Source organism: Mesorhizobium sp. AR02, assembly GCF_024746835.1.
Taxonomy (GTDB): domain Bacteria; phylum Pseudomonadota; class Alphaproteobacteria; order Rhizobiales; family Rhizobiaceae; genus Mesorhizobium.
The window spans coordinates 4987585-5000867 of record NZ_CP080531.1 but is presented as its reverse complement, the minus strand read 5'-3'; the positions used below and the strand labels follow the sequence as shown (position 1 = coordinate 5000867).

11 protein-coding genes are annotated in these 13283 nt (G+C 61.1%); 6 read left to right on the top strand and 5 right to left on the bottom strand.

Annotated features, from left to right (window positions below; genetic code table 11):
* Nucleotides 1-46: 46 nt before the first annotated feature.
* The 3 genes from DBIPINDM_RS28230 to DBIPINDM_RS28220 are packed head-to-tail and all read left to right on the top strand — an operon-like array spanning nucleotide 47 to nucleotide 2808.
* Nucleotides 47-841: a 2OG-Fe(II) oxygenase gene (locus DBIPINDM_RS28230; protein WP_258582266.1), complete on the top strand. Its 795-nt coding sequence runs from the start codon at nucleotides 47-49 to the stop codon at nucleotides 839-841.
* A complete protein-coding gene (locus DBIPINDM_RS28225) occupies nucleotides 838-1572 on the top strand; it encodes an SDR family NAD(P)-dependent oxidoreductase (RefSeq protein ID WP_258582265.1) in 735 nt (244 codons plus the stop codon). Before DBIPINDM_RS28230 ends, DBIPINDM_RS28225 begins: the two co-directional genes overlap by 4 nt.
* 15 nt (nucleotides 1573-1587) lie before the next feature.
* Nucleotides 1588-2808, top strand: coding sequence for a glycosyltransferase (locus DBIPINDM_RS28220; protein WP_258582264.1), 1221 nt, complete (start codon nucleotides 1588-1590; stop codon nucleotides 2806-2808).
* A 471-nt stretch (nucleotides 2809-3279) separates the two neighbouring features.
* Here the strand turns inward: DBIPINDM_RS28220 and DBIPINDM_RS28215 are convergent, their stop codons facing one another.
* The 4 genes from DBIPINDM_RS28215 to DBIPINDM_RS28200 all read right to left on the bottom strand — a co-directional run bounded on the left by DBIPINDM_RS28215 (nucleotide 3280) and on the right by DBIPINDM_RS28200 (nucleotide 7298).
* On the bottom strand, nucleotides 3280-3525 hold the full coding sequence (locus DBIPINDM_RS28215) for a MoaD/ThiS family protein (protein ID WP_095200421.1): 246 nt from the start codon (nucleotides 3523-3525) through the stop codon (nucleotides 3280-3282).
* A 169-nt stretch (nucleotides 3526-3694) separates the two neighbouring features.
* Nucleotides 3695-5959 carry a xanthine dehydrogenase family protein molybdopterin-binding subunit gene (locus DBIPINDM_RS28210; RefSeq protein ID WP_258582263.1) on the bottom strand — a complete coding sequence of 755 codons (2265 nt, stop codon included), beginning with the start codon at nucleotides 5957-5959 and terminating at the stop codon, nucleotides 3695-3697.
* Complete coding sequence (locus DBIPINDM_RS28205; protein WP_258582262.1) at nucleotides 5956-6438, bottom strand: (2Fe-2S)-binding protein; 483 nt, start codon at nucleotides 6436-6438, stop codon at nucleotides 5956-5958. The genes DBIPINDM_RS28210 and DBIPINDM_RS28205 overlap by 4 nt, the downstream gene beginning before the upstream one ends.
* A complete protein-coding gene (locus DBIPINDM_RS28200; RefSeq protein WP_258582261.1) occupies nucleotides 6438-7298 on the bottom strand; it encodes an FAD binding domain-containing protein in 861 nt (286 codons plus the stop codon). Before DBIPINDM_RS28200 ends, DBIPINDM_RS28205 begins: the two co-directional genes overlap by 1 nt.
* Nucleotides 7299-7597: 299 nt before the next feature.
* Between DBIPINDM_RS28200 and DBIPINDM_RS28195 the strand changes: the two genes are divergently transcribed.
* Nucleotides 7598-8041 carry an SRPBCC family protein gene (locus DBIPINDM_RS28195; RefSeq protein WP_258582260.1) on the top strand — a complete coding sequence of 148 codons (444 nt, stop codon included), beginning with the start codon at nucleotides 7598-7600 and terminating at the stop codon, nucleotides 8039-8041.
* 365 nt (nucleotides 8042-8406) lie between these two features.
* Nucleotides 8407-9555 carry an amidohydrolase gene (locus DBIPINDM_RS28190; protein WP_258582259.1) on the top strand — a complete coding sequence of 383 codons (1149 nt, stop codon included), beginning with the start codon at nucleotides 8407-8409 and terminating at the stop codon, nucleotides 9553-9555.
* A 58-nt stretch (nucleotides 9556-9613) separates the two neighbouring features.
* On the opposite strand, the gene DBIPINDM_RS28185 is transcribed toward DBIPINDM_RS28190, so the two are convergent.
* Entirely contained in the window at nucleotides 9614-11602 is a 1989-nt protein-coding gene (locus tag DBIPINDM_RS28185) for a putative bifunctional diguanylate cyclase/phosphodiesterase (protein WP_258582258.1), read from the bottom strand.
* 294 nt (nucleotides 11603-11896) lie between these two features.
* On the opposite strand from DBIPINDM_RS28185, the gene DBIPINDM_RS28180 reads away from it, so the two are divergent.
* On the top strand, nucleotides 11897-12931 hold the full coding sequence (locus tag DBIPINDM_RS28180; RefSeq protein ID WP_258582257.1) for a class I SAM-dependent methyltransferase: 1035 nt from the start codon (nucleotides 11897-11899) through the stop codon (nucleotides 12929-12931).
* Nucleotides 12932-13283 lie beyond the last annotated feature (352 nt).

Genomic DNA, 13283 nt, shown 5'->3' with positions numbered 1-13283 from the left:
CTAGGCCCTTTAGTCGCGTGACAGGGCGAGCTCAGGAGGAGCGATCATGCTAAGCGAGTTCCGCCTCGAGGAGGTACTTTACAATCGCGCTTGGTGTAGGACCTCGGTCCCTTTCCTTCATGTCACTGCGACGTCGGTCTTTATCTCGGAATATTACAACCAACTTGACCAGGCGTTCCGCCGAATCCTCAAGGATGGACTTGACGGGCAGACCCGCCGCCGACGCATTGCGAGAAGTATGCCAGGGTACGATGCTTACGGGATGACATTTCCATTTGACTACAATGGGCCATTTGCATTGTTCATGTCACGGCATTTTCACGACATGGTCGCAGGGCTATTCCGGGTGCCATGTACCGGACATGTCAATTGCGGTATCCACCACCACGCGCCCGGAAGCGTTGATGGGTGGGTGCATAACGACCTCAACCCTGCCTTCTTCGTCGACTACCCCAGCGACGACGGGATCAATATCGTGAGGCACGATCAATGCAGCTATGCGCGAGGTGTGGTGCCCGAAGGCAAACCGCCGGGACGCAGGGTGGTCAGAGGCGTGGCCATGATTTTCTACCTCTGCAACGACGGGTGGGAGTGGGAAGACGGTGGCTGCACCGGCCTCTATCGATACAAGGACAGCCCCGTAACCAGTCCCGACGTCATCATTCCACCTCTCAACAATTCGCTCCTGGCGTTCGAGTGTACGCCCTGGTCATTCCACAGCTTCATGAGCAATACGCGGGGTGCGAGGAACAGTCTCATCATGTGGCTGCATCGTAGTGTCGAGGACGTTGACTTGCGCTGGGGTGAAGACAAAATCGTTGAATGGACGCGAGAGCAATGATCTCGTCGCGCGTGTGCCTCCTCACTGGTGCGAGCGGCAGGCTCGGGGCTATGTTTTGCGAGATATTCAGGAAAGAATACAAGATCGCGGCTGTCTATCACGAAAACATTCCGTTGTTTCCTTCACAACACACCGAGATTGTTGATCCATGTAGGCAGATGTCCGGTGCCGCTGACCCCGACTCGTTGTTCGTCATCAAGGCTGACTTGTTCGATACGACGCAAATCGATCGAGTCGTCGAACTCACTTTAGCGCGGTTTGGCAGAATCGACCTGCTGATCAACGGTGCGGTCTTCTCGCACTGGGCATCGGCAGTAGACGACAGGGCGCTCGTCGATTGCGCTATGCAACAGTTTGAGATGAATGTTGTCGTTCCGCTTAGATTATCGGTCAAGATCGCACACGAGTTCTGGCGCGATAGACATCAGGAAAATCGCGACATAAACCGGAACGTAATCAACGTTTCGAGTTCGTCTGGAGTATACATTTACCCGAACCCGAAACAGAGTGTCTATAGCGCATCCAAAGCCGCTCTTAATTATATGAGTTGTCACTTGGCGAACGAATTTCGCGCATTCGGCGTGCGCGTCAACACTGTCGCTCCAAACGCATTTCCCGGCATTGTCACGACAGAGAATGTCGCTCGGCTACTGCATCGAATTGACTCCGAGACCATCACTGGCCAGATAGTGGTGGTCGACGCCGATGGGGAGATGATGTATTCTCCATGATGCGGAGGGCAAGTAATGGCTCATGGTCGATTCCCGATAGAATATATCAGTGATCCAAATATCAAAAAGTCAATATCTGAAATATATACAGATATAGATTCATTTACATGGGAATTGATGGAAGATGATGCAGACGCTATTTCAGGGGTAGATATATGTGTAGTTCTGCCGCCGATGTTCTATGATGGTGTTTTCGTCAAAGGTCTATATTTCAGCAGAGGGGTAGATTTTCTTGGCCATGCTGCCCCGAAGCTTTCTACCCTCTTCAACTCGATGGCTTACAGCATGTTTTCCTCTTACCCCTGGTCGGAACAGGCAGATGGGTATCTTGCCTGTTATCGGAATGCAGCTCGGGAAAAATGGTTTCGCGACCGCAACCCCGAGAAATCAAACATTCCGCTGATCCCGCTAGCAGAGACCGACTTCCTTGACGAATTTCGTTTTGCGCCGGTGCGAGGGACGCAACGGGACATTGACGTCCTCTGCGTTTCACGTCTTCAAGACGTAAAGAACATCGAGATGATTGGCAGGGCACTCCTGGTTTACCGGGCAAAATATCGCTCGCCACTGCGCATGACATTGATAACCGGGCATCGAGGCGGTGTCACCGCGGCGTCTCTCCCCCCGTACGCACGAGAGCAGCTTGCGATGCTGCAACGGCTGCTCGGACGAGTGGAAGACTTCATTGACCTGAGAGGATATGTGAACCACTGGAGCGAGTTGCCTCGATTTTACTCGCGTGCTCGGGTATTCGTGCTCGGGTCGTTGATCGAGGGGAAAAACCGCAGTATCGGGGAGGCGATGAGTTGCAATTTGCCCGTCGTCTGCTTTCGCGAATTCAATCAGTACGCGCGTCAAGGTTTCGCAATCATGCCCGAGCGGGCAGGGATCTGCTGCGTCTTCGATCCCGAAGCGCTGGCAGACGCATGGCACTTTGTGCTGCACAACGCAGATACTTTTTCTCCGCGACTTGGCTATCTCCAGCAGAGCGGCAGGCGCAATTTCGTCAATCGTTGCCTTGATAGCATTCCCTACTACAGCCAAGCGCTGCCGAACTTTGTCCGAGACCAGAATACGCAGAACCCGTGGATAGAAGCGGCGATCCATCGTTTATATGGAATGCAGCTCAATTCCTTCTTGTATCGTCCCGGTACTGGCCTCGCTAGGGCGTGGGGAGTGGAGCATATACGCCAGTTGGCGGACCGCTATGAGCAACTTGTGGGTTCGAATCAATAGTGTCGGCCTGAGCGAGGACTTACAATGTTCTTTTGCAGCAATGGAACTTGCCGAAGAATCTCCGCCGGAGCCCGGATGTAGCGCCTCATCTAGCGGTTGCGGCCTCGATTCCTAAGCTGTAGCTGTGGAGCTTCCATTCCCCAGCATGACAAGTTGCACAAGCAGTTCGTCGTGTTTCTTCGCAAGCGACATCCGGAGGCGGAGTTCCCCTGGTGCCTTCGCAACGATGTGCGCAGCCATCGGCCAGTTGCTCTACTACCCGCCAACATCAGGGGCGGAAGGATCGCCAGATGATCCTCGTAGGCGAGGAGATGACGCACACGGATGATCTGAGCCTAGCGCTCGACAACGGAGTCGCGGGCAGATGGCTGCTTATTGCAATTTCATTCCACAAGCTGACGATTGGCATTCGGCCTTGCCAAGACGTTCGAGACTTAGATGCTAAGCGCTGACAACGAAGCTCTGCCCCCCTCACCCCCCAGCCAGCCGCGGCAGCAAAAAAATCTCCGCCCCCGGCGGCAATTCCTTCGACCACGTATCCCGATAAATCACCCCATCGATCGCCACGGCAATGCCGCGGTCAATCCAGGGCTCAAAGCCGGGATACTGTTCAGCCAGTTTCCTGAACAGCTCCCTGATGTCCTTGGCCTCGACCTCGACCTTGCTCTTGCCGCCGGCGAGCTGGCCAAGCGCGCCCCAAAGGGTGACTTCGACCATCGGCGCTACGGTGTGCTGATATTCAGGTGAGGCCGGCCTGCAAATGGCAGGTTCCTGCGCTTCCGGTGCTCACGTACTTCAAGTACGCTCCGCTCCGGTTCTCGGAACCCGCCACTTTCGGCTCGGCCTGACCTGAATCTCAACACACCTTATCCCTAGCTTTCGCCCCTCACTCTCCCCGTTCCGCCTCGATCGCCGCCAGGATGCGTGGCGGCGACATCGGGATGTGGGTCATGCGCACGCCCGCCGCGTTCGACACCGCATTGGCGATCGCCGCCAGTGGCGGCACGATCGAGGTTTCGCCGACGCCGCGCACGCCATAGGGGTGGTTGGGGTTGGGGATTTCCAGGATCTGCGTGTCGATCATCGGCAGGTCGGAACAGACCGGGATGCGGTAGTCGAGGAAGCCGGCGTTCTGCAGCCTTCCGTCCTTGCCGTAAATATACTCCTCGTTGAGCGCCCAGCCGATGCCTTGCGCCGCACCGCCCTGGTACTGGCCCTCGACATAGGTCGGGTGCACCGCCTTGCCGGCATCCTGCACCACCGTGTAGCGGATCACCCTGGTCGAGCCGGTTTCGGGATCGACCTCGATGTCGCAGATATGGGTGGCGAAGGAGACGCCGGCGCCGTCGGCGACGAGCTCGCTATGGCCGGCGATCGGCCCGCCGGTCTTGCCGGATTGCAGCGCGATCTCCTTCAGCGAGAGGGCGGCGAGGTTGCCGTACTTTTCGCCCTTGGCCAGCGCATGGCCCTTTTCCCAAATCACGTCGTCGACCGGGATGTCCCACATCTGCGCAGCGCGCTCGCGCAGGATCTTGATCGCGTTGCGGGCGGCCGAGATGGTCGCCATAGAGGACGAGAAGGTGCCGCGGCTGCCATCGGTCATGTCGTTGTAGCCGAGGGAGGACGTGTCGGCGACGACCGCCTTGAGCTGGGCATAGTCGATGCCGAGCTCCTCCGCCGCCACCAGAGACAGCGAGGCGCGGGAACCGCCGACATCGACCGTGCCGACGGCCAGCGACACCGAGCCGTCCATGCCGATGTTGAGGTCCACGCAGGTCTGGCCGCCGAAATTGAACCAGAAGCCGCAGGCCATGCCCCTGCCCTGGTTCTTGCCGAGCGGCGCCTTCATGTGCGGATGGTTCTTCACCGCTTCCAGCGTCGGGCCGATGCCGATCGGCCCATAGACCGGGCCGTAGGACGAGCGTGTGCCTTCCTGCGCGGCGTTCTTGATGCGGAAGTCGACCGGATCCATGCCGATCTCCTTGGCGAGCTCGTCGACCGCGCTTTCCACCGCGAACGCCGCCATCGGTGCCGAAGGCGCGCGATAGGCCGCGGTCTTCGGCCGGTTGACCAGCACTTCGTAGCCCACCGTCTTGACGTTATCGAGCTTGTAGCAGGCAAACGCCGTCATGGCGCCGATCTCGGCCCAGGAGCCGGCATAGGGGCCGGCGCTGTAGCGCAGCGTCGCTTCGGCGGCGGTGATGGTGCCGTCCTTGCGGGCGCCGATCTTGACGTCGATCGAGGTGGCGCTGGTCGGGCCCGAGGCGCGGAACACCTCGTCGCGGGTCATGACAAGCTTGACCGGCCGTCCGGCCTTGCGCGACAGTGCGAGCGCCACCGGCTCGGCCCAGACATGGGTCTTGCCGCCAAAACCGCCGCCGATCTCCGACGAGGTGACGCGCAGCTTCGAGGCCTCCATGCCGAGCAGCTGGGCGCAATGCTGGCGGTAGACGAAATGGCCCTGCGTGCAGACCCAGAGGTCCGCGGTGCCGTCGGAACTGACGCTCGCCACGCAGGCATGCGGCTCGATATAGCCCTGGTGTGTCTGCTCGGTCTTGAAGGAGCGCTCGACGATGAAATCGGCGTGCCCAAAGCCCTGATGGACATCACCATGGCCGAACTGGCTGCGCTTGGTGACGTTGGAGGGTTTTACCGGCTTTTCCTCGAGGCCTTCGGTGAAGATGGCATCGTTGATCAGCGGGGCGTGGTGCTGCATCGCCTCGTCGACATCGGTGACATGCGGCAACAGCTCGTAGTCGACCTCGATCAGCTTCAGCGCTTGCCGCGCCGTGCGGGCATCGACGGCGGCGACCGCCGCCACCGCATGGCCATCATAGAGCGCCTTGGTGCGCGCCATGCAATTGTCGAGGATGTCGTACATGGCGGCATCGCCATCGGTGAGATCAGGCAGATCGGCGGCCGTGATCACCGCCTTCACGCCCGAAAGCTTTTCCGCTTTCGAGGTGTCGATCTTCCTGATGATCGCATGCGCATGCGGGCTGCGCAGAACGCGGCCGACCAGCTGGCCGGCCATGTTGAAGTCGGCGCCATAGCGGGCGCGGCCCGTCACCTTGTCGACGCCGTCGGGGCGGATGGGGCGTGTGCCGACGGATGTGAATTTACGCCCGGAAAAACGCGGATCGAAATTCATGCGTGCGCTCCCTTCATCACATGTGCGGCGTCCTGGACGGCGCGCACGATCTTGTCATAGCCGGTGCAGCGACAGAGGTTCCCGGCCAGCCCGAAGCGGATCTCTTCCTCGGTCGGGTCGGGGTTTTTCGCCAAAAGATCCTTGGCCGCGATCAGGAAACCCGGCGTGCAGATGCCGCATTGCAGCGCAGCATGCTCGAGGAATTTCTGCTGCAGCGTGTGCAGCTGGTCGCCATGCGCCATGCCTTCGACGGTCTCGATGCGCCGGCCTTCGGCCTCGGCGCCGAGCACCAGGCACGAGCACACCAGCCGGTTGTCGAGGATGATGCTGCAGGCGCCACAGTCGCCGGTGCCGCAGCCTTCCTTGGCGCCGGTCAGCCCGAGCCGGTCGCGCAGCACGTCGAGCAGCGTCTCGTCAGGCTGGCAGAGATATTCAATCGTGTCGCCGTTGATTGTCGTCGAGACTGCTATACCAGCCATCATTTGCCTCCTGCACGTGCATAGGCGGTCGTGGCGGCACGTCTGGCCAGCACACCCGCAACTTTCCGTCTGAACTCAATGGTGCCGCGCTTGTCGTCGATGGGGCGGCAGGCGCCCGCGCAGACTTTTGCCAGCCGCTCGAGCGCGGCTTCGTCGAGCTTCCTGCCGATAAGCGCCTCGGCAGCCTCCTCGACCAGCACCACGGTGGGGGCTGCAGCACCCAGCGCCACGCGGGCGGCTGTGACGACGCCGTGTTCGTCGATCGTCAGGTTCACGCCGGCGCTGACCACGGCGATGTCCATCTCGGTGCGCGGAATGAAGCGCAGATAGGCATCGCCCGAACGCGGCGCTTGGCTGTCGAGCAGGATCGCCTCGATGATCTCGCCCTTGGCGAGCGAGGTCTTGCCCGGCCCGACCGGCACGGCCTCCACGGCGATGGTGCGCTTGCCCGAAGGTCCGGCGATCACGGCCCTGGCGCCTGCCGCCACCAGCGCCGGCACGCTGTCCGCCGCCGGCGAGGCGTTGCACAGATTGCCCACAATGGTGCAGCGTCCCTGCACCTGCTTCGAGCCGATCAGCTTGGCCGCCTCGACCACGCCCGGCCATGCCTTCTTCAAAGCAGCGTTCTCGCCCAGCACGGCGCAGGGGACAGTGGCACCGATGCTGAAGCCCTCGGCCGTTTCGCGGATCTCGCTCAAGGAGGCGATCGACTTGAGGTCGATGATCAGGTCGGGTTCGACAAAACCGCCCTTCATCCTCACCAGGAGGTCACTGCCACCGGCCAGAATGGCTGCTATGCCAGCCGATCCGGCCAGTTGGCCAACGGCATCTTCGATTGAAAGCGGACGTATGTAGCGCATCGTCTCCCCTTGGATATGGCAATCTGAGCGACCGTTATAAACAATCGCCTCATAATGGCTATCCGGTTCGTCATTTGCGACGATTGGGCCAGCCGCTGCAAAATCGAGTCCCAAATCAAGCCGAATTGGCCTACGCCAGTGCATGTCGCCCAAAAGTGCGCAGCGGTTTTGGGACAACGACATGCATAGAGATGTGACAGGCTTGCGGCCGGGTACACAAAAATCTAGGCGCTTGTGTCGGACTGGCCAGACCCCGTTCGTCCTTGGGACATCGAACAGGCATCATGAAAGGACAGGATATGCCCGGTACCGTACGTTTGCACCGCGTTCTCACCACCAGCCCGGAAAAGGTCTATCGCGCCTTCGTCGAAGCCGATGCGCTGGCCAAGTGGCTGCCGCCGAACGGCTTCACCTGCACCGTCCATCAATTCGAGGCCAAGGTCGGCGGCACGTTCAAGATGTCGTTCCGCAATTTCACCACCGGCGGCAGCCATGCCTTCGGCGGCGAGTATCTCGAACTCGTTCCCGGCGAGCGCCTGCGCTACACCGACAGGTTCGACGACCCCAACCTGCCGGGCGAAATCCAGGTGACCGTGATCCTGAAAAAAGTGTCGGTCGGCACCGAAATCGACATCACCCAGGCCGGCGTCCCCGACGTCATCCCGGTCGAGGCCTGCTATCTCGGCTGGCAGGAATCGCTCCGGAACCTGGCAAAGCTGGTCGAACCCGAGATCAATCAGTAGATCGGTGAGTGCAGCGCTGCCGCCGATGACATCCTCATCGGCGGCGCCAACGGCTCCGTGCGGCGATAAACAAGGGCCTTGACCGCGCCATCCTGCGCGTGAAACCTCTCCGGCCAAAGGGCAGTGCAATCGCATATGGCAGCGCCAGCCCCCTCTCCGTCCGCTTCGCGGCCACCTCTCCCCCATTACATGGGGGCGAGGAAACGCCAATCTCCAAAGTCGCGGCTTCGGGAGGCTTGGGTTCCTCGCCCCCACAAAGTGGGGGAGAGGTGGCTCGGCGAAGCCGAGACGGAGAGGGGGAACGCCCCACGCGATTGTCCTCGCCTTGCGACCGGCATATCAAGAACGCAGCGGAGGCAGAAGACATGACCCTCACCAATCGGGACATTGTCGAGTTGACCGAGTGGCGGCGCAAGCTGCACCGGCAGCCGGAAATCTCCAATGAAGAGGAGAAGACGGCAAAAGAGGTCGTCTCCTTCCTCGCCGACACGAGTCCGGACAGGGTGCTGACCGGCCTGGGCGGGCATGGCGTGGCGGCGGTCTATGACAGCGGCAAGGTCGGCCCGACCGTGCTGTTCCGTTCCGAACTCGACGCGCTGCCGATCGAGGAGCTGTCAGGCGTGCCGCATGCCTCGCAAGTGCCGGGCAAGTCGCATATGTGCGGCCATGACGGGCACACCGCGATCCTCGCCGCGCTTGGCCGCCAGCTCGGGCGCGAACGGCCGGCCAGCGGCCGCGTCGTGCTGATGTTCCAGCCGGCGGAAGAGACCGGCAATGGCGCGGCCGGCGTCGTCGCCGATCCACGTTTTGGCGAGATCGCGCCGGATTTCGCCTTCTCGCTGCACAATCTGCCCGGCGTGCCGTTCGGCGAGGTGCGGCTGAAAGCCGGCGTCGTCAACTGCGCCTCGCGCGGCATGCGCATCGTGCTCGAGGGCAAGACCGCGCATTCCTCCATGCCCGAAACCGGCATCTCGCCCATGCTGGCGATCAGCGAGCTGATGCCGGCGCTGCCCGCGCTCGGCCGCGCCACCTTCGCCGACGACGATTTCTCCATGGTCACCGTCACCCATGCGCAGATGGGCGAAGCCGTGTTCGGCATTGCGCCCGCGCATGCCGAGGTGTGGGCGACGCTGCGCACCCGTCGCGACGAGCGCATGGCGGATTTGTGCGCCGCCGCCGAAGCGCTGGTCAAGGAAATCGCCGGCCGGCATCGCTTGTCCGCCCGCTGGGATTACCACGAGATCTTCGTCGCCAGCGTCAACGCGCCGGACGCGGTGGAGCACCTGCAACGCGCCCTCGACGACGAAGGCGTCGTGTATGGTGAAGAAGCCCTGCCGATGCGCGCCTCGGAAGATTTCGGCCTGTTCGGCCACAGCGCCAGATCGGCGATGTTCTTCCTCGGCGCCGGCGAACGGCACCCTTCCCTGCACAATCCGGACTATGATTTTCCAGACGACCTGATCCCGATCGGCTCGAAGATCTTCATGCGCACGGCGCGCAATCTGCTGGGATGAGTTTGTCCGACGGCGCAGGCCCGCCTCGGCGCTCAAGAACCGCGTTCGCCTACGCGTGTCATGCGGATTTGAGGAATGGGCGTTTTTGTATGCCCCGCTTGGCCTGGAAACTCGCGGCGGGAACGGGACGGCCGACGCGAAAGCCCTGGATCTTGTCGATGCCGAACTCGCGCATGAGCGCGATCTGCTCGTCGGTTTCCACGCCTTCGACCAGGATCTTGTGGCCGCGATTGCGGACCAGCGCAATGATGTCCTGCAGCATCGCCATGCCCTTCGGCGTGCCGCAGTCGTGCAGGAACGAGCGGTCGATCTTGACCGTATCGAAATCGATCAGGCGCAGCCACGAAAGGCCGGCAAAGCCGGTGCCGAAATCATCAAGCCAGATCTTGATGCCCAGCAGCTTCAGGTCGCTGATGCAGCGCAGAATGTCCGAGTGCATCTCCATCTCGAGGCCTTCGGTGATTTCGAAGGCCAGCCTGTTGCCGGTCACGCCGGTCTCGCCGAGGATGGTCGCAACGGACCCCGCGAAGCCAGGCGTCTTGAGCTGGATCGGCGAGACGTTGACACTGACGACACGGACGTGATCGTCCGCCAGCAGTTCGGCGCAGACCGTCCTTATTGCCCAGCGGCCCAGTTCCAGGATCGCGCCAGTGCGTTCGGCGACGGGAATGAACAGGCTCGGCGGAACCAGGGTTCCGTCGAGCATCTTGAGACGCATCAGCGCCTCTACCGCCTCGACCCGGCCCGACACGACATCCTGGATGGGTTGGTAGACCAGCGAAACGAGGCCCTGGCCGATCGCGATCTTCAGCAAGGCCGCAAGGTTCTCGCTCTCGTCGCTGCTCTGCGGATCGGTCGGGTCGAACAGCCGGACACAATTGCGGCCGCCGGCCTTGGCCAGATAGAGCGCGCGATCGGCCTCGTGGATGATCTTCTCCAGCTTGGCGCCGGCCTGCGTCCTGGTGAACGCTGCGCCGACACTCGCCGTCACGATCGAGACCCCGTCGCGCCTGAGCTCATGGGTGATCGCCAGGTTCTCCACCGTGCGGCAAATGGCTTCCGCCAGCTCCGTGACCTGGTCCTTCTTGTCCATGCGGGCGAGCACGATGAACTCTTCGCCGCCATAGCGCCCGATCGAGCCATTGTAGTTCTTGATCAGGTCGCTCAGCGCATTGGCGACATGGATCAGGCAACGGTCGCCTTCCTGGTGGCCGTAGCAGTCGTTGAACTTCTTGAAGAAGTCGACGTCGATGAGGATCGCCGCGAACTTGTTGCCAAGCTTCTGCCAGTCGTTCCAGTAATCGCGCAGCTTCTCGTCGATGGCGCGCCGGTTCTCCAGGCCCGTAAGCGGATCCGTCCGCGACAGCCTCAGCAGGGCCTTGCCGCGTTCGGTGGCCTCCTTGTGCTGGATCTTGGCTTCCAGCGCGTTCAGGAAGACGTTGTAGCGCTCTTCATTCAGCTTCCAGTTCACATAGGAGGTGAAGGTGAAGCATGAAACGTAGAACGTGCCAAACACCATTTTGTATGTCAGCGACGCCGGTATGAAGTAATTCACCACGTACAAGATACACAAAATGATTGTCGACGTTATGATCGAAACCTTGAAGCTGAATGTGAAGAAAAGATTGGCGCTCATCATGAAAATGGTGCCGAAAACCATGTAGTAGGCGACGCTTTCCCTGTCCGCACCCATGGATGCCGGGCACAGCCAGCCGATATAGCCAAAGATGATGGCCGCGGCGCAGGTCACGTCAAGCCAATCCGTTGCCGCTCCCCGGCGAAGCTGTGCTTCCAGGACCAGCAGCGCGGTCAGTCCGACCGCGAAGCGCGCCGTGATCGTATAGGCCGCCACATCAGGTATCAGCAGCAGATCCGATACCGAAAACAGCACATAGATGACGACGGCGATCCACAGCCCCGGCCTGGCTTCCTTCCGTCGCTTCGCCTGGGCTTCCCTGCGGTAAAGGATGCGCAGTTCCGCCGCCCCCAGTTCCTGACGCGGATCATACGGCTCCACATCCACCGTATCGGCCAATCTGGATGACACGCGTTCGCTCACAAGCCCCTGCGGAAGGGGACTTTGCGCTCCGAACTCTTTTCCAGCTTCTGCCCCCACGCAGGACGACTCCTTGGGACGCGACACGATTGCCACGCAGTAAAATGCAGTGGCGCCAGACAAGTTTGCGTTAACTCGAACCCAGAATCTTATCTGCAAGATCGCTAATAAATTGAGATGGTTAGCGGGAAATTAATCATAACGATAAAATGCGGCCGGGCCGCCGTTGGCAAATGGAGCATTCTAAGCAATAAGTTAACCGACTGTTAACTATGGAGTGGTGTGGTGCAAACTGTCTTTGATGGCAAAAGCCTGATTACTGCCGAGATGATCGCCGGCAGTCTGCGTAAAGGCACACTTGAACATCATGGCGAAGCGTTCGAGACCGCCCGCGCCGAGCTGGCGCTTATCCTCCACGCGACACAGCAGCAGATCGAGCAGCAGAAATTCCCCGCCGAGATCGTTCGCCGCCTGCTGTCGCTGCTCAGCGCGCTGCGGGCCAAGGTGCATCCCGACGTCTGGCAGGCCTTGATCCCGGTGGCGCAGAACCACCCGATCCTGAAGTACTTTCTCGAGGATCCGCTGACGCACTGGTCCTTCACCAAGCCCAGGGGCTATTCCGGCGACGCGCAGCTGCTCGACTTCATCTATTGCGACCCGCATGTGGCCGAGAGCGTGGCAAGCGCCTCGGAGATCGGCAAGGCGCTCTACAGCCACACCCAGAACGTTCCGTCGTGCGTCGCGGCACGCGAACGGCGCGATCTCCTGACCCGCTATGTCGATGAGACTGCGGCCAGGAACGGCCCCGAAACCGAGGTGCTGGCGATCGCGGCCGGCCATTTGCGCGAAGCCAATCGCTCCGTAGCGCTGGCCGAGGGCGGCCTCAGGCGCTGGGTCGCGCTCGACCAGGATCCGCAAAGCGTTGGCCTGATCGCGCGCGACTTCCAGGGCACCGCGGTCGAAGCCATCGACGGCTCGGTGCGAACCGTGCTGACCAAGGGCCACAAGCTCGGCAAGTTCGACCTCATCTATGCCTCCGGCCTCTACGACTACCTCCAGCACAACGTCGCCGTGAAACTGACGAAGACCTGCCTGCAGATGCTGAAGCCGAACGGGACATTCCTGTTTGCCAACTACGCCGAGGGCACGCCTGACGCCGGCTACCGGGAAACGTTCATGGACTGGGTGCTGCTGCTGCGCTCGGAGGTCGACATGTGGAACATCGTCAACGCCAGCGTCGACCGCAACACCGTCGAGGCAAAGGTGTATTTTGGCGAGAACCGCAATGTGCTGTACGCCGCGATTGAGAAGCGGGGGTAGGCAGGCGGCGGGGTTTGGCCCGATCGGTCGGGCCACTCTCGCCCTGAGGGTCTGGCCCGGGATCGATGCGCCTCGGAAGATTTCGGCCTGCCGGGCTATATTGCCAAGCCGGCTATGTTCTTCCTCGGCGCCGCCGAACTCACCCTGTGCCCACAATCCGGACTATGATTTCCCAACGACCTGATCCAATCGTATGGAGCATTTTCATGCGCACGGCGCGTAATTTGCTGGAGTGAGGTCACCTGGGCCGAGCCGCGACACGTCCGCTGATACAGGTGTTATCTGTACCGCGTCTTCGAGGGCGAAGACGCCACGCCGGAGCTTGCCGGCTCGGCTCGACATGAAGACACGC